Annotated in this window: 18 protein-coding genes; 5 read left to right on the top strand and 13 right to left on the bottom strand. The window is 29.5% G+C overall.

Annotation, left to right across the window (positions count from 1 at the left end; genetic code table 11):
- Positions 1–26: 26 nt before the first annotated feature.
- Genes OD91_RS06325 through OD91_RS06310 form a run of 4 tightly spaced genes read left to right on the top strand, consistent with a single transcriptional unit; the run spans position 27 to position 2,765 of the window.
- Positions 27–632, top strand: a complete 606-nt coding sequence (locus tag OD91_RS06325) for a LemA family protein (RefSeq protein ID WP_144895545.1) — start codon at positions 27–29, stop codon at positions 630–632.
- Positions 633–1,070, top strand: a complete 438-nt coding sequence (locus OD91_RS06320; protein WP_144895544.1) for a TPM domain-containing protein — start codon at positions 633–635, stop codon at positions 1,068–1,070.
- On the top strand, positions 1,067–1,909 hold the full coding sequence (locus tag OD91_RS06315) for a YgcG family protein (protein ID WP_144895543.1): 843 nt from the start codon (positions 1,067–1,069) through the stop codon (positions 1,907–1,909). The genes OD91_RS06320 and OD91_RS06315 overlap by 4 nt, the downstream gene beginning before the upstream one ends.
- Before the next feature lie 10 nt (positions 1,910–1,919).
- Positions 1,920–2,765: a hypothetical protein gene (locus OD91_RS06310; protein ID WP_144895542.1), complete on the top strand. Its 846-nt coding sequence runs from the start codon at positions 1,920–1,922 to the stop codon at positions 2,763–2,765.
- On the opposite strand, the gene OD91_RS06305 is transcribed toward OD91_RS06310, so the two are convergent.
- The 10 genes from OD91_RS06305 to msrB all read right to left on the bottom strand — a co-directional run bounded on the left by OD91_RS06305 (position 2,758) and on the right by msrB (position 9,769).
- Complete coding sequence (locus OD91_RS06305) at positions 2,758–3,234, bottom strand: hypothetical protein (protein ID WP_144895541.1); 477 nt, start codon at positions 3,232–3,234, stop codon at positions 2,758–2,760. The genes OD91_RS06310 and OD91_RS06305 overlap by 8 nt on opposite strands.
- 339 nt (positions 3,235–3,573) lie before the next feature.
- Positions 3,574–4,149: an NTP transferase domain-containing protein gene (locus OD91_RS06295; RefSeq protein WP_144895539.1), complete on the bottom strand. Its 576-nt coding sequence runs from the start codon at positions 4,147–4,149 to the stop codon at positions 3,574–3,576.
- A gap of 3 nt (positions 4,150–4,152) precedes the next feature.
- Positions 4,153–5,172 (bottom strand): XdhC family protein, encoded by a 1,020-nt coding sequence (locus tag OD91_RS06290; RefSeq protein ID WP_144895538.1) that lies wholly within the window; start codon positions 5,170–5,172, stop codon positions 4,153–4,155.
- Between the two features lie 36 nt (positions 5,173–5,208).
- The gene (locus OD91_RS06285) at positions 5,209–6,765 is read right to left on the bottom strand and encodes a YdiU family protein (RefSeq protein ID WP_144895537.1); all 1,557 of its coding nucleotides are present in this window, start codon (positions 6,763–6,765) and stop codon (positions 5,209–5,211) included.
- 20 nt (positions 6,766–6,785) lie between these two features.
- Positions 6,786–7,052: a hypothetical protein gene (locus tag OD91_RS06280; RefSeq protein ID WP_144895536.1), complete on the bottom strand. Its 267-nt coding sequence runs from the start codon at positions 7,050–7,052 to the stop codon at positions 6,786–6,788.
- Positions 7,049–7,564: a peptide-methionine (S)-S-oxide reductase gene (locus OD91_RS06275; protein ID WP_144895535.1), complete on the bottom strand. Its 516-nt coding sequence runs from the start codon at positions 7,562–7,564 to the stop codon at positions 7,049–7,051. Before OD91_RS06275 ends, OD91_RS06280 begins: the two co-directional genes overlap by 4 nt.
- Position 7,565: 1 nt before the next feature.
- Positions 7,566–8,510 carry an aldo/keto reductase gene (locus OD91_RS06270; protein ID WP_144895534.1) on the bottom strand — a complete coding sequence of 315 codons (945 nt, stop codon included), beginning with the start codon at positions 8,508–8,510 and terminating at the stop codon, positions 7,566–7,568.
- A 19-nt stretch (positions 8,511–8,529) separates the two neighbouring features.
- Complete coding sequence (msrA, locus tag OD91_RS06265; protein WP_144895533.1) at positions 8,530–9,024, bottom strand: peptide-methionine (S)-S-oxide reductase MsrA; 495 nt, start codon at positions 9,022–9,024, stop codon at positions 8,530–8,532.
- A 4-nt stretch (positions 9,025–9,028) separates the two neighbouring features.
- Positions 9,029–9,316 (bottom strand): glutaredoxin domain-containing protein, encoded by a 288-nt coding sequence (locus OD91_RS06260; RefSeq protein ID WP_144895532.1) that lies wholly within the window; start codon positions 9,314–9,316, stop codon positions 9,029–9,031.
- Positions 9,317–9,319: 3 nt separating this feature from the next.
- Positions 9,320–9,769: a peptide-methionine (R)-S-oxide reductase MsrB gene (gene msrB, locus OD91_RS06255; RefSeq protein ID WP_144895531.1), complete on the bottom strand. Its 450-nt coding sequence runs from the start codon at positions 9,767–9,769 to the stop codon at positions 9,320–9,322.
- Positions 9,770–9,950: 181 nt separating this feature from the next.
- Here msrB and OD91_RS06250 point away from each other — a divergent pair, with 181 nt between their 5' ends.
- Complete coding sequence (locus OD91_RS06250; RefSeq protein WP_144895530.1) at positions 9,951–11,156, top strand: Pycsar system effector family protein; 1,206 nt, start codon at positions 9,951–9,953, stop codon at positions 11,154–11,156.
- On the opposite strand, the gene OD91_RS06245 is transcribed toward OD91_RS06250, so the two are convergent.
- From OD91_RS06245 to era, 3 genes are all read right to left on the bottom strand, one after another.
- Positions 11,153–13,537, bottom strand: coding sequence for a GAF domain-containing protein (locus OD91_RS06245; protein WP_144895529.1), 2,385 nt, complete (start codon positions 13,535–13,537; stop codon positions 11,153–11,155). The two genes, OD91_RS06250 and OD91_RS06245, sit on opposite strands and share 4 nt — an antisense overlap.
- Positions 13,538–13,615: 78 nt before the next feature.
- On the bottom strand, positions 13,616–14,926 hold the full coding sequence (der, locus tag OD91_RS06240; RefSeq protein WP_144895528.1) for a ribosome biogenesis GTPase Der: 1,311 nt from the start codon (positions 14,924–14,926) through the stop codon (positions 13,616–13,618).
- A 53-nt stretch (positions 14,927–14,979) separates the two neighbouring features.
- Positions 14,980–15,861, bottom strand: coding sequence for a GTPase Era (gene era / locus OD91_RS06235; protein WP_144895527.1), 882 nt, complete (start codon positions 15,859–15,861; stop codon positions 14,980–14,982).
- Positions 15,862–15,894 lie beyond the last annotated feature (33 nt).

Genomic DNA, 15,894 nt, shown 5'->3' with positions numbered 1-15,894 from the left:
ACATAATAAATTAAAATTTAGAAATTATGAAAAAATGGTTAATTCCAGTAATTATCATCGCAGTAATTGCTTTTGGACTATACAATTGGGCAGTAGGATTTAATAATGAAGCAGTAGGTTTGCAAGAAGATGCAAAAACTACTTGGTCTAATGTAGAAAGTTCTTATCAACGTAGAAATGATTTAATCGGCAACTTAGTGAAAACTGTACGAGGAGCTGCAGATTTTGAAAAAGAAACTTTAACTGAAGTGATTAATGCTAGAGCCAAAGCAACTTCGGTAAATATTAATGCAGGTGATTTAACACCAGAAAAAATGGCACAATTTCAACAAGCACAAGCAGGAATGAGTGGGGCTTTATCTAAGTTATTGGTCTCAGTAGAACGTTATCCAGAGTTAAAAGCTAATGCTAATTTTTTAGAATTACAAAGTCAGTTAGAAGGTACAGAAAACAGAATTAATGTTGCAAGAGATCGTTTTAATGAAGGAGTAAATAAGTATAATAAACATATAAAAGTGTTTCCTAACTCAGTATTAGCTGGTTGGTTTAATTTTGATGAAATGAATCGTTTTAAATCAAAACCAGGCTCAGAAAATGCACCAGATGTAAACTTTGATTTCAAGAAAAAATAAATGTCTAAAGTAGAAGCGTTTCTTACTCAACAAGAAGAAAAAGAAATTATTTCTGCTATTAGAACTGCAGAGAAAAATACTTCTGGCGAAATACGAATTCATATTGAATCTACTTCTAAGGTAGATCATTATGAGAGGGCGTTAGAAGTATTTCATCTCTTAAAAATGGATAATACAAAAGAGTCAAATGCTGTTTTGATTTATGTAGCTGTTCATGATAAAAAATTTGTTATTTATGGAGATAAAGGAATCAATAACGTAGTTGATGATTCTTTTTGGAATACTACTAAAAATGTAATGCAAAATCATTTTAAATCAGGATATTTCAAACAAGGAATTGTTGACGGAATTTTAAAAGCTGGTGAAGAACTAAAAGATCATTTTCCTTGGCAATTGAATGATGAAGATGAATTATCTAATGAAATTTCTAAAGGATGATTCGTACATCAATGATCAATAATCAATTATCAGTTTATTATAAAAGAGCAATTTTTATTGTTGTTTTAATAGTAAGTCAATTTTCTTTTTCTCAAGGGTTTCAAATTCCTGAAACTCCAAAATTTCAAACGAGTGTTTATGATGATGTAAATCTACTTTCAAGTAGTCAAAAAGCTAGTTTAGAAAATAAATTAGTAAAGTATTCAGATTCTACTTCAACTCAAATTGTTGTAACTATAATTAATTCTACTGAGGGCGAGAATATAAATTACCTAGCAGCAAATTGGCTTACCAAATGGGGGTTGGGTCAAGAAAAAGAAGATAATGGGATTTTAATTGTATTAGCTAAAAAAGATAGAAAAATTGCAATTAGTACAGGTTTTGGAATAGAACATTTGTTAACAGATTTCACTTCTAAAAGAATTATTGAACGAGTAATTATTCCAGAATTTAAAAAAGGAGATTATTCTAGTGGTCTAGATAAAGGTGCTGATGCTATTTTTAAAACATTAAATGGTGAATATAAGGGAACTAGAAAAGTGTCTAGTGATTTTAATATCATGCCTATAATATTTTTTATTCTATTTATTGTCTTTATCATTTTAATTTCTAGAGGAAATAAAAATAATAGAGGTGGAGGTAGAAGAAACTACAGGAGAGATACGGTCGCAAGAGATATATTAGAGACTATTATTTTAAGCAACTCTGGTAGAAGCGGAGGTGGCGGCTTTGGTGGTTTTGGAGGTTCATCATCTGGTGGTGGATTTGGTAGCGGTGGCTTTGGAGGAGGTTTCGGTGGCGGAATGGGCGGCGGCGGCGGCGCTTCTGGTGGTTGGTAAATTCTTTACCATGAAAAAAATAACCTTCTACTTATCTATCCTTTTACTTTATAGTTGTCAAAACTTTGGCAATCTTACTTTACTTACTGACTTACCTAAATCTTTAAAAGAAGTTTCTGGAATTGAAGCTGAAAAAAGTTCCAATTTATTATGGATGATAAATGATGGTGGGAACTCCGCAGTTTTATATGGAATTTCTAAGAATGGAAAGATTAAAAAAGAAATAAAAGTCAATGCGAAAAACCATGATTGGGAGGATTTAACTACCGATGAGAGTGGAAATGTATACATTGGTGATTTTGGTAATAATGTAAGTAAAAGAAAAAACCTTTCTGTATTAAAAATTAATCATAATAACTTATTAAAAAAGAAAGTTGAGGTAGAAAAAATTAAGTTTTATTATCCAAATCAATATACCTTCCCTCCAAAAAAAAGCAAACGATTTTTTGATGCTGAAGCTTTTTTTTATTTAAAAGATTCACTTTATATTTTTACTAAAAGTAGAGTTAAGAATCATTTTGGTAAAACAAGTTTGTATAGAATTCCTGCAAGTAAAGGAAATTATAAAGCTGAATTTATATCGGAATTTAATCATTGTAACGAGTTAGAATGTTGGATAACTTCAGCAGCAATTTCACCTAATAAAGAAAAAGTAGTTTTATTAACACCTAAAAAAGTATTAGTATTCACTAATTTTAAAAATGATAATTTCTTTTCTGGAGAACTAACTGAAATTCCTTTAGGCTATGTTTCTCAAAAAGAAAGTATAACTTTTAAAAACAACAACACAGTTTTTATAACCGATGAAAAATCGCATTTAAAAGGTGGAAACTTATATGAATTAGAAATTAATTAATACGGATAGCAAACTCGAAGTTGTAGTTTACTTTTACTGTTTTTCCGTGATACATTCCAGGTAACATTCTAGGTAATTCTTTAAAAATACGCTCACCTTCTGCTTGTAGACCTTTTCTTCTACTAAAACTTTTTATTTTGGTAATATTCCCAATTTCGTCAATAACAAAGTTAACCTGTATTCTGTGAGTTCCTTTTCTTAATCGTAGTTTACGGGCTATTTCTGAATCAAATTCTTTAGCAAACTGATCTCCGATATGGTTGTTAATGCAACGCAATTGTCTCTCTTTATCCCATTTCTTTTTACATTTTGCTCTCTTAGGCTTAGGATAAACATCTAAGTCTTTAATGTCAAAATAAATAGGTGTAGCCTCTTTTTTAAGAGTGGAAGATGTTTTTTTTCGGCTTTTTTTAGAAATGTCCGAATCAATTTCTACTGATGTTAATGACTGACTATACGTTGTCGTCATTATAAATAACGATGCAATAATGCTTAATAAATGTCCCCTCACGTTACAAAAATACAAATTTAAAAAGGAAACTTCAAAAAAAGGTCTGTAAATGGTTGGTTTTTAACGATATTAGGTAGTAGGATTTAGATGAACGGTAAATTTATTTAGTGTAAAATTAAACCTTTAGCAAGATTTTGTACTCTTCAAATCGATGTTCTCTAATCGGTCTTATATAAGGTTCTGTATTAAAATATAGTAATAAACATGGTGAAATCTGTTTGTAGTTATCTACATATTCAAACTTTATTAGCTCGTCATTTTTAATGCGCTGCTTTATTTTGTTATGATAGGGATACATTATTTAATTAATTTTTGATATTCTTCTTGAGTATCAATATCAGATAACTCCTTAAATGGAATTGAAATAATTTGATTAGTATTTTTAAGTAAATCTTTTGCGCCTTTATCTCCTTTTAACTTTAATAATTCAGTAAAAAAAGGTTTTGGAAAAATTGCAGGAACACCATTATGATTAGAATAATTTGCAGCTATTATTTTAGTGGGATTTTCTATTGATTTTTTAATCAATACATTAATATAGGTTGATGTTATTTTGGGTTGATCTGCCAATAGAATTAATACAGAACTATAGTTTCTGTTTTTTAAATATTCGATACCATTAACAATACTAGAACTTAATCCAGTTTCAAATTTCGAGTTAAAAATTGTTTCAATATTATATTTAGAAACCTCTTTTTCAATGTTTTTTGCATAGGCTCCAAGAACACAAAATATATCCTCTTTTTTTAATTTTTGAACAGTTTCTATCGTCCAACCTAAAAGTGTAGTATTTTTATATGAAAGTAGTTGTTTTACACTTCCCATTCTAGATGATTTTCCAGCAGCTAATATTAAAATAGCAATATTATTCATCAATTAATTATGAATTTTTCCTGTGATTTTTTTTAACGAAAACACTTCTTTTTTTCTAACTACAGATAATATTTCTGCTAAAATAGAAAGTGCTATTTCTTCAGGGGTTTCTGCGCCAATATTTAAACCTGCTGGGGTATGGAGTTTTTCTAAAAATGCATCAGAAATATCTGGAGCAAATTCAAAAAGTTCATTTAAAAGTTTTTCCCTTCTTTTTGCAGCTCCTAAAACACCGATATAAATTGGACTTTGCTCTTCTAATTTAATCAAATAACGTAAATCATACGTAAAATTATGATTCATAATAACAATAGCTGTATTGTTATTAATAGTATTAAATTCAATTAATTCAGGAGTTTGAGCATCTACAGAATTCGCACCTGGAAAATCTGAAAGTTTTTTTGGGTCCTTTACTGATGTAATAATATCTACTTGCCAACCTAATTGATTTGCCTGTTTGCATAAGGTTACAGCATCATGCTCACCTCCAATAATAATCAATTGAAAAAGTGGTTGTAATGTTTGCTTAAAGATTAACGTTTTAGTTGAATCTTTAGGCTTAAAATCATTAGAAAAAGTAAATTTTTCTCCATCTTTAAACTGAATTTCAGAACCAAGATTTCCAAAAGATTCGTCTTCTTTTTTATAATAGGAGTGAAGCTGAAAAGAGTTTCGCTCTTCTAAATTATTTGTAAACGCCTTTAAAAAATCTTTTGAAACAAAAAAAGGCTCTAATAAAATGTATAAAACACCTTCACAACCTAATCGATAACGACCATCATAAGTAATAACTTTTGATTTTCCATCGTTAAAAACGGTCTGTGCTCTTCTTTGAATCTCCTTTTCTACACATCCACCACTAACAGCTCCAACCATTTTATCGTCTGAAGAAAGTAGCATTCTAACACCTGGTTTTCTATAAGATGAACCATCTAAGTCAACAACTGTAGCTAAAACATTCTGTATGTTTTTCTGTTGATTTAAAATCGATTGTTGAATAATTTTTTTGAATTCGTGGGTCATGTATAGAACAATTTCTAGTTCTAAAAATACAACTTTTTAAGAACTACAAGATAACATGGAGCAACCTACTTTATTTTTTGCCCATTCTGGTCTCTTTGCAAACCATTTTTCTTGCGTTGGTTGTTCTTTATAAGGATTTTTTAAGAGTTGATATAATTCTTCAATTAAAGAATAATCGCCTTTATCTGTTTTGTCAATGGCTAATTGTGCCATATAATTACGCAATACATATTTAGGATTTACCAAATTCATTTTTTCATTTCTCTCTTTGTCAGAAAAACCTTCTTGTTTTAATCTTTTGCCATATTGAGAAAACCAACTATTCCATTGATTTCTTACTTCATCAGAAATGTTTTCAACATCATAAAATGCTTTTTTAATGACATCAAATCCGTTTTTATCTACATTAAAATCACTTAAATTTCTAAAGAAAATTGTCATGTCGGTTTCAACCAATTGTAAAGTGTCTTCTAGGCTTTGAATCAATTTTAAATCATTTTCATCATCAAAAAATAATCCTAATTTAGATTTCATCATTGCTAAAGATTTGATTTCAAAGTTGGTTTTATAACTGTCTAAAATTTCTTCTAAAGGTTTTACTTCTTCAATTAACGGATATAAAGCATTTGCTAAATGATATAAATTCCATAAGCCTATGTTGGGCTGATTTGCGAATCGGTATCTTTTATGTTGTCGGTCTGTTGTGTTTGGCGTCCAACCAAAATCGAAACCTTCTAACCAACCATAAGGACCGTAATCTATTGTTAATCCTAAGATGGACATGTTATCTGTATTCATAACCCCATGTACAAAACCGACTCGTTGCCAATGAATAATCATTTCTAAGGTGCGATTTGTAACTTCTTTAAAGAAATCTAAATAAGTTTCTTTGGATGGTTTTCCAAGGTGTTTAAAATGATTTTTTATTGTAAAATCTGTCAGTTTTTTTAAATTTTCAACATCATTTCTAGATGATAAAATTTCGAAATTTCCAAAGCGAATAAAAGATTCGGCAACTCTAGAGACTATAGCGCCTTTTTCATAGGCTGGATTTCCATCATATAAAACATCACGCAAAACCTTATCGCCACTTAAACTTAATGATAACGCTCTGGTTGTTGGAACACCTAAATGATACATGGCTTCGCTACATAAATATTCTCTAATTGATGATCTTAAAACAGCTAAACCATCTGCAGTTCTTGAATATGGAGTTTCGCCAGCACCTTTTAATTGTAAAGCCCAATGTTTGTTTTTATGTTCGATTTCAAATAAATTAATCGCTCTACCATCTCCTAATTGTCCTGCCCAATTTCCAAATTGATGCCCGCCATAACACATGGCATAGGGATTAGTGTTTTCTAAAACCGAATTTCCTGTAAAGACATTTAAAAATTTTTTTGATTTACTTTCTTCTTCAGATATTCCAATTTCTTGAAGCATTTCTTCAGAAACATGAATTAAACTTGGAGATGTAGTTTTTTTAGGGGAAACATAAGAGAAACAAGCATTTGTAACTTGTCTTCTCGTATTTTCCAATACAACATCAGCTGGTAATTCTTTGTTAAAAGTGTCTTTTAGGTTGAGTTTCATTTAAGTAATGTAAAAGCTAATTATTTGTATGAAGTCTTACAGGTTTCACAAACTAAGGTATCTTCTTTTAAAGTTATTTTATCTAATTTTTCTGCTACCTGATGTACAAAACTATTATACGTATTGTGTTCTGGAGTAATGTTTTGTGCTTTAATTTTCGAATAAAATTCACCTTCCCATTCTTGTTTCCCCCAACAATTTGGACAAACACTTTCTGGGGATTTCAATGTATTATTTCCTTCAGATTTTGATGTAAAGTACTTTTTTAGGTTTTGAATAATACTCATATTGTTAAGATTTTAATTTTTTCTAAAGCTAGATGATTAGAGAACTGTCTTTCTAATAATTTTAATTTTGGATCGATATATGTTTTGCAAAATGGTTTCTCAGGATTATTATAAAAATAATTTTTAAATTGATTTTCTGATGGTTTAAAATTACAATACTCTAAAACTTTAGTAATTATTTGATTGTTAAAATCGTTTTGTAATTTAGTAATAATTTGCGTCACTTCTTTTTTTTGATCTTCAGAAAACACATATACCGCCGAACGATATTTCTTTCTCATAGAATGTTCAGATGTGCTTTTGTGTGTCTGTAAATGAATCTTTATTAATGTTTTTAATTCAATTTTAGTATCATCAAAATGTATAATAACGGCTTCAGAAAATGAACTATTTTCATTTGTAGAAGCAATAAAACCTTGTTCTACTTTTATAACTCCAATTAACGATTGAAAAACAGCTTCTGTACACCAATGACATCCACCCCCAAAAGCTATTTTTATTAAAGAGTTCATTTTAATTCCAAGTTAACTGTTTACGTTCGTTCCAATATTCTTTTGGAGCTACTTTAAAGCTTTTTAATTCTTGCAACTCATCAGTAGAAAGTTCAAAATTAGTAAATTCTAAATTTGAGATTAAGTGTTGTTTATTACTAATACCACTTAAGATGGTGCTTTTAGGAAGGTTTTGCTTACAGAATTTTAAAGCAATAGCATCAATACCAACTTGATATTTTTTAGCTAAATTTTCTAAACTTTTATATAACTTATGGTAATGTAAATATTTATTATTTTTAAAAAGACGACCGTTTGCTAAGGCTTCTTTTATAATTATTTTTTTACCATTTTTATCAAGTTCATTTGCAACTTCTACTAAACTTTGTTCTAAAATATTAAAGGTTACTTGAAAAGTATCGAATAATGGTTCGCCATCCACAGAAATAGCTAATGCTTTTTTTATAACTTCAACTTGATTTTCGCCAGTTGTTGTAATTCCAATTTTTATTTGATGCTCTTTCTTTAAAGTTGCTAGTTTGTTTAAAATTGGTTGGTTTTCTAATACACCGGTTTCTAAAGTTGCAGAATGTATTTGATATAATTTTAAATTTGGTAAGAAGTTTTTTGATACTTCCCATTGTTCATTTAACTTATCTAAACTATGCTCTTTTACTTCATGAATTGTAGCTTTTGGATTAAAATCAGCGACATACATATATCCCCATTTTGTTGAAATTTCGATACTTGGATCGTTTTTAGTTTTCATCCATTCAAGTACTAATTTTTCAGCTAAACCATAACCTGGAGCTGTGTCAAAATATCGGATACCCAAATTATATGCTTCTTCTAAAACTTTAAACCCTTCATTTTTAAAAGAGATTAGGTCAAATTCAGATTGCTTTTTTTGACGAATATTTATGTATTGTGGTCTGCCAATGGCAGCAGTTCCTAATCCTAAAGTCATGCTTTTGTTATATCAAATTTTATAAAAAACTTCCGAAATCACGTTCAAAATGACAGGTGTAACCATTTGGGTGTTTTACCAAATAATCTTGATGTTCTGGTTCTGCAGCCCAAAATTTAGTATACGATTCTAAAGTAGTAGCTACCTTTTCATCCCACTTTTTAGAAGCATTTACCAACGTTATTATTTCTTCTGCTGTTTGTTTTTCAGTTTCATCTTGAAAGAAAATAGTAGATCGATAACTAGAGCCCATGTCATTTCCTTGTCTATCTATTGTTGTTGGGTTATGAATTCTAAAAAAATAGTCTAAAATTTCTCTGAAATTAGTTTCTGTTGGATCGTATGTTAATTCAATTCCTTCTGCATGCCCTGGATGATTTTTATAAGTCGGATGATCATTTTCTCCACCTAGATAACCAACTTCGGTGTCTTTAATTCCTGGGCGAACTCTAAAGAGATCTTCCATTCCCCAGAAGCAACCTCCTGCTATATATGCTTTTTTATAAATGCTCATTTTTCTATTCTTCTTTTTGTTTTATTAATTCTGGTGTCATTCTATCTATCCATTTCTTCAGTTCTTCTTTTCGTGGATTTCTTAATTTCTTTTTATCAATGGTTATTGTTGGAAAATTAAGTCTTTTATTGATATAAAGATTGCGCAATTCTTTTGCAAAAGAATCATTTTTATCAACATCTAAAAAATCAAACGGAACCTTAAATTCATTCAATAAATCTTTGTAGTACCTTGTTTTATGACAATATTCAGCTCCATAAAGTTTTATTGTATGTAAACTACTGCTATCCATTTTTTAAGTGGTTTTTTCTAATTTCATAGATTCTGAATTTATACAATAACGTAAACCACTTGGTTCTGGTCCATCAGGAAAAATATGTCCTAAATGAGCATCGCAGGTATTGCACATAACTTCAACTCTAATCATACCAAAAGAAATATCTTTATGATACTTTATAGCATTTTCTTCTATAGGTTGCGTAAAACTAGGCCAACCCGTTCCCGAACTAAATTTTATGGTAGAATCAAACAACGGAGTATTACAACAAACACAATTGTATTTGCCTTCATCGTAAATGCTACATAAATCACCAGAATTTGGTCTTTCTGTACCTTTTTGCCTAGTAATTCTGAATTGTTCTGGAGTTAACAGCTCTTTCCATTCAGCTTCTGATTTTTCTACTCTTTTCTCTGGAGTAGGGTTTCCTTTTTGACTAAAACTGATAATTTCTTTCCAAGTAAGCATATATTTTCCTTTTCTTTTTAATTAATAATATGATGCTTTTTAATAAAATAATAGTCGTAAAAAGACACTAATTCTTACAATTAAATGATGTTTGAAAGCATTGTCTAAATTTACGACAAAATATGAGTTCAAAGTATCTAAAATCTAAAATGTATATCTTTGTTTTAAATCAATTTATCTTATGAGTACCATCTTAATTGAAGCAGAAAAAGTTGTTTTTAAACTTTTAAATGAAGGTCTAGAAAATAATTATGTATATCATAATTTATCGCATACTCAAAGAGTTGTTGAGAAAACAAATGAATTTATTGAAGCTCTTAAAATTGAAGGAGGATCTGCTGAAAATTTGTTGCTAGCTTCTTGGTTTCATGATGTAGGATATACAAAAGGTAAAGAAAATCATGAAGAAGAAAGTATACGAGTTCTTACTGATTTTTTAAAATCGCAAAAAATTTCTGATGATAGAATTCAGGTTGTTTCTAAGTTGATTTTAGCTACAAAAATGGAACATCTACCAAAAAATGATTTTGAAAAAATTATTAGAGATGCAGATTGTTCTCATTTAGGGAGTAAAAGTTTTAATGATCATGCAGCATTGCTTAGAAAAGAGTGGGAACTAACAGAAAATAAACAGTTTTCTGAATCTGAATGGACTGATTTAAATTTAGAATTTTTAACGCAAAAGCATCGATTTTATACAGATTATGCATTAAAAAACTGGTCTAAAACGAAAGGGAAAAATGTTGCATCCTTATTAAAATATCAAAAGAAAATAAAACAAGAAAATAAAAAGTTTAATCAGAAAAAAGAAGAATTAAGTTTTAAGAAAAACAAGGTTGAATTACCCGAAAGAGGTATAGAAACTATGTTTAGAGTTGCTTTAAGAAATCATATCACATTAAGTGATATTGCAGACACAAAAGCGAATATTCTTTTATCGGTAAATGCAATTATTATTTCTTTAGTCTTATCAAATTTGGTTTCAAAATTAGATAACCCTTCAAATCAATATTTAATTATTCCATCTTTAGTTTTTATCATTTTTACAGTAGCTTCAATAGTGTTATCTGTTTTGTCTACAAGACCCAATGTTACTGAAGGGAAATTCACAAAAGAAGATGTTGCGAATAAAAAGGTAAACCTATTATTCTTTGGAAATTTTCATCAAATGAAGTTGCCAGACTTTGAATGGGCTATGAATGAAATGATGCAAGACAGAGATTATTTGTACGGTTCTTTAACCAAAGATTTATACTTTCTAGGATTGGTTTTAAATAGAAAATATAAACTTTTACGAGTGACGTATACCGTTTTTATGATTGGTATAGTTGTTAGTGTTTTAGCTTTTATTTTGTCTTTTAAAATGCAAGATCCAGCTGGAATCTAAGCTTCTATTTCTTTAATTAAATCGTTAAAAGTAATCGTGTTTTTGCCTGAATAGTTTTCTTGATATAAGACTTCAACACGCAATGCTTTTAAACCTGAAACTCCTTGTAAATCTTCTAATTCAAGTTTTTCTACCTTGCCAAAAAGTTTTTTAGATTGTAAGAATTTAATATATTTTAAATACTCTTTTGCATCTTTGTCTTGAGAATAAACGATGGCAATTTTACCAGGAACAGTTAAACGATCGCTAGTTCCATTTATATGTGCTTTATCGATACGTTTTTTAATAATTTCATATCTAATATTATAAGCGCCATCAACATCAAACTTCTTTTCGTCCATTCTAAATTTAATGGCAAGAGAATTACTATGTACTAAAATTAATGAAGCAACTTCTAAAGGGTGATTCATTACTTTTTTTGCATTAAAAGCAAGATTCTCCATTTCGTACATAACTTGTAATTGCCACAATCTAAGGTTGTAGAGATATAAGTTGTCGAAGGTTTTGTTTTTAACTAATGATTGTCCGATATACATATTGTATTCTACACCATCGGTTTTATAACGCTCGAAATAATGAGGAAACATTGCTTGTGCTTCTTCTTGTTTTCTGTCAATAAATTTTGCCAATTTATCGTTTAATAACGTTACACTGTTTTCGTAATCTTTACGCTTTTTATAGACAACTTGTAATTTGTTATCTAAACTATTCATGTATAAGTTTACCTGATTAGACAATTTTTTATTGATGTCTTTTATATGGGTGAAAACAGGATAAATATCTTTCTTTAAAAAGTCGATAATACCAATTTCATCACCAGCTTTCAACCCTTCTTTTACTTCTTTTAAATATTCTGAAACTCGAAAAACAAGCTCGTCGTAAATAGGTAATTTCTCTGTTTTACAAGCTTCATTTAATACATTAATTGCTAATGTTAACTGGGTAGTTAAATCATCTTTTATAGCATTGTTTCTTGCTATCGAAGAACCTTTTATATCACATTGACCAAAAAGAGGAAATACATCATTAAATATAATTTGCTCTAATTTTATGTCTTGTGGATTTGTTTGGACATCTCTATGATATTTCTCAGCAGCTTCTTCAAACCTCCACATTACAGTTTCGTGTAAAGAGGTGTAGTTTTCTTGAATGGTAGCTTCTATACTATTTTTATGTTCTTCTGCAGCTCTTTCTACTGCAGCTTCAAAGGCAGGAATTATATCTTTTAATTTATTCTGATTGATAGAATTTAACTCGTAAGGTCTTGGTGATGCAATTTCTAACATAGCCAAATCATTTCCGTTAGAAGATTTAATCGGAATTAAAATTATACTCTGGATTCCTCTTTTTATTAATGTTTTATATAAGGAGTTTTGATTTGTTAGTTCACCATATTTCTCAACATTAGAAATAGCGACTGTTTCTTGTTCTTTAAATATTTTTTTTGATGTGTGATGACAAAAATCTGTACTACAAGAAAACTCTAATCGATCTTTAAATAATAAACTTTTAGATCTTTTAATATGTACTTTTTCTAAATTATTTGTGGTGTCGAAAACAGAATACCCTAACATTAAATCTTTTATGTTATAGAATTCTTGAAGGTTTTTCTCCAATTTCTCAATTAAATCATCATCACTTTTTAATAAGTTAGTTCTTATAGATGAAATTGTTTCATCTGCTGTTACATCAAATAAATTAATGATTCCAAATCCTTTAAATATATAACTGTTTGGTGGAAATTTTTTTCTCCAAACCTCAATATTATCAAAATTATCTAATAATTCTAAATAATCTTCTTTTGTGATTTTTGGTGCTTTTTCTGTTGGTATAACTTCAGAAAAATCGGCATTAAATGCAGCTCTATAATGTTTTGTTAATCCAGAAATTGTATTGGGAATATCAAAATAAAATGGTCTTTTTAAATCTACTTGATATCCATAAACATAGCCTAGAATAAAAGTACATGCCATAATATACATGGAATCATCTTCGAAATTACGAACTGAAAAATCATAATTTTCTCCAGCATTATTTAAGATATTTTCAAATCGAGTTGTAAACTTAAATGAGGTAAATGAAAATGGAATTGTTGCCGCCTTTATTTCATTTTCTAGTAAAGCCTCAGGAAAAAGAGGTTCTAAAAGTAAATCTATTTGTGTTTTATATTTTTCTAATAAAGTATGATCTGAAAAACCTTCAAATAATTCTGGATATTTCTTCAGCTCCCTAATCATCTCTATTGCAGATTTGTGATAGGGATGTTTCTCATATTCTTTCGACCCATATTTTTCATATACCGTAAACATTTTACTAAAAGAAATATTTAGCTGTAAAGGCAATTCAATATCAGTCTCTGATTTTGATTGAAAGATTTTCATAGGCGAAAAATATTTTACAAAGTTACAAAATTGTTATTTTGTAGTCGTTTTAAACGCTTTTGCTTACAAAAAAAGGAGTTATTTCTGTCTAAAGTAAATTGTGATAGGTACGCCAGAAAAGTCATAAATTTCACGCAATTTGTTTTCTACAAAACGTTTATAAGGATCTCTAACATATTGTGGTAAATTACAGAAAAAAGCAAACTGAGGCGTTTGTGTAGGCAATTGCATACAGTACTTAATTTTCACGAATTTACCTTTTGTTGCAGGTGGCGGATAGTTTTTTACCACTTCTAACATAGCGTCGTTAAACTTACTTGTCGCAATTTTGGTTTTTCTGTTTTCAAAAACTTGAACAGCGGTTTCGATTGCTTTTAATAAACGTTGTTTGGTAAGTGCAGAAATAAACACAATTGGGACATCTGTAAAAGGTTCTATTTGTTTTCTAACTTTAGCTTCAAAATCACGTAATGTATTGGTTTCTTTCTCAATTAAATCCCACTTATTAACTAAGATTACTACACCTTTTCTATTCTTTTCTGCCAACCAAAAAATATTTTGATCTTGTCCTTCAAAACCACGAGTAGCATCTATCATTAAAATGATTACATCAGCATATTCAATAGATCTAACGGCACGCATTACAGAATAGAATTCTAAATCTTCTTTTACTTTCGATTTTTTCCTGATTCCAGCAGTATCAACTAAATTAAAATCAAATCCAAAACGATTGTATTTGGTGTCGATAGAATCTCTTGTTGTTCCTGCAATATTGGTGACAATATTTCTGTCTTCACCAATTAGTGCATTAATAAAAGATGATTTACCTGCGTTTGGTCTTCCAACAACGGCAAACCTAGGTAAAGCTTCAGATTCTAAATCGACTTCTTCTGGTTCGGGCATTATTTTAGCAATATCATCTAAAATATCTCCAGTTCCACTTCCATTAATGGATGAAATGGTATGATAATCTCCTAAACCTAAATTATAGAATTCTACTGCATCAGCTTCACGCATTGCGTTGTCAACTTTATTTACAGCGGTAAAAATTGGTTTTTTTACTTTGCGTAACAATTTTGCAACTTCAGAATCCATTGGTGTAATTCCTTGTTCCACATCAACCACAAAAATGATAATATCTGCTTCATCTATAGCAAGCTGAACTTGCTTTCTTATCTCCGCTTCAAAAATATCATCAGAACCAACAATATATCCACCCGTATCAATTACAGAAAATTCTTTTCCGTTCCAATCAGATTTCCCGTAATGTCTATCACGTGTAACCCCACTTACAGAATCTACAATAGCTTCTCTACGTTGAACTAAACGGTTAAAAAGTGTTGATTTTCCTACATTAGGTCTTCCAACAATGGCAACAATACTGCTCATTCTTTTAAATTTTGTGCAAAGATACCTTAAATAATAATTACTGAAGTTTAGATTTAGTCTTTATACCCAAATCTTTTAAGTTGTCGCTCGTTAGAACGCCAATTTTTATTGACTTTTACATATAAGTCTAGAAATATTTTCTTTTCAAAGAATTTCTGTAAGTCTTTTCTAGCTTCAGTTCCTACACGTTTTATGGCAGATCCTTTATGTCCGATTATAATCCCTTTTTGAGTATCACGCTCTACCATAATTACAGCACGAATTTTTATAATATGTTCTTCTTCAACAAATTCTTCGGTTTCTACTTCTATAGAATATGGGATTTCTTTTTTGTAATGCATTAAGATTTTCTCTCTTATAGATTCATTTACAAAAAAGCGTTCTGATTTATCTGTTAATTGATCCTTTGGATAAAAAGGAGGGCCTTCAGGAAGAAGCTCAATAATTTTATAGAATACCGTCTGTACATTAAATTTTTCTAAAGCAGAAATTACATAGACAAAAGAGTTTGGTACTTTATTTCTCCAGAAAGCAATTTTTGCTTCCACATCTTCTTGTGATGATTTATCAATTTTATTTAATAATAGGATTACTGGAATTTTACTATTGATGATTTTATCGAAAAAAGCTTCATTTTTAAGTGCAGTCTCACCAACTTCTACCATATAAATCAACACATCGGCATCATCAAAAGCAGATTTTACAAAATCCATCATAGATTCTTGCAATTCATATGCTGGTTTTAGAATTCCTGGTGTGTCAGAAAAAATAATTTGATACTCATCATGATTTACAATTCCTAAAATCCTATGCCTTGTCGTTTGAGCCTTTGAAGTTATGATAGATAGTTTTTCGCCAACTAATGCATTCATTAGCGTAGACTTACCCACATTTGGATTTCCAATAATATTTACAAAACCGGCTTTATGTATCATGCTGCAAAGATAGTTTGTTTTTTAGGTTGATAA

The organism is Lutibacter sp. Hel_I_33_5, assembly GCF_007827455.1.
GTDB lineage: Bacteria > Bacteroidota > Bacteroidia > Flavobacteriales > Flavobacteriaceae > Polaribacter.
This window is presented reverse-complemented; position numbering and strand designations above follow the sequence as displayed.

Bases quoted from the DNA above. Each gene is read 5' to 3' on its own strand.
- OD91_RS06270 (WP_144895534.1), bottom strand. From the start codon at position 8,510: ATGACTTTAGGATTAGGAACTGCTGCCATTGGCAGACCACAATACATA.
- OD91_RS06245 (WP_144895529.1), bottom strand. From the start codon at position 13,537: ATGAAAATCTTTCAATCAAAATCAGAGACTGATATTGAATTGCCTTTA.
- era (WP_144895527.1), bottom strand. From the start codon at position 15,861: ATGATACATAAAGCCGGTTTTGTAAATATTATTGGAAATCCAAATGTG.
- OD91_RS06305 (WP_144895541.1), bottom strand. From the start codon at position 3,234: ATGACGACAACGTATAGTCAGTCATTAACATCAGTAGAAATTGATTCG.
- OD91_RS06275 (WP_144895535.1), bottom strand. From the start codon at position 7,564: ATGAACTCTTTAATAAAAATAGCTTTTGGGGGTGGATGTCATTGGTGT.
- OD91_RS06250 (WP_144895530.1), top strand. From the start codon at position 9,951: ATGAGTACCATCTTAATTGAAGCAGAAAAAGTTGTTTTTAAACTTTTA.
- msrA (WP_144895533.1), bottom strand. From the start codon at position 9,024: ATGAGCATTTATAAAAAAGCATATATAGCAGGAGGTTGCTTCTGGGGA.
- OD91_RS06320 (WP_144895544.1), top strand. From the start codon at position 633: ATGTCTAAAGTAGAAGCGTTTCTTACTCAACAAGAAGAAAAAGAAATT.
- OD91_RS06260 (WP_144895532.1), bottom strand. From the start codon at position 9,316: ATGGATAGCAGTAGTTTACATACAATAAAACTTTATGGAGCTGAATAT.
- OD91_RS06310 (WP_144895542.1), top strand. From the start codon at position 1,920: ATGAAAAAAATAACCTTCTACTTATCTATCCTTTTACTTTATAGTTGT.
- OD91_RS06315 (WP_144895543.1), top strand. From the start codon at position 1,067: ATGATTCGTACATCAATGATCAATAATCAATTATCAGTTTATTATAAA.
- OD91_RS06280 (WP_144895536.1), bottom strand. From the start codon at position 7,052: ATGAGTATTATTCAAAACCTAAAAAAGTACTTTACATCAAAATCTGAA.
- OD91_RS06325 (WP_144895545.1), top strand. From the start codon at position 27: ATGAAAAAATGGTTAATTCCAGTAATTATCATCGCAGTAATTGCTTTT.
- OD91_RS06285 (WP_144895537.1), bottom strand. From the start codon at position 6,765: ATGAAACTCAACCTAAAAGACACTTTTAACAAAGAATTACCAGCTGAT.
- msrB (WP_144895531.1), bottom strand. From the start codon at position 9,769: ATGCTTACTTGGAAAGAAATTATCAGTTTTAGTCAAAAAGGAAACCCT.
- der (WP_144895528.1), bottom strand. From the start codon at position 14,926: ATGAGCAGTATTGTTGCCATTGTTGGAAGACCTAATGTAGGAAAATCA.
- OD91_RS06290 (WP_144895538.1), bottom strand. From the start codon at position 5,172: ATGACCCACGAATTCAAAAAAATTATTCAACAATCGATTTTAAATCAA.
- OD91_RS06295 (WP_144895539.1), bottom strand. From the start codon at position 4,149: ATGAATAATATTGCTATTTTAATATTAGCTGCTGGAAAATCATCTAGA.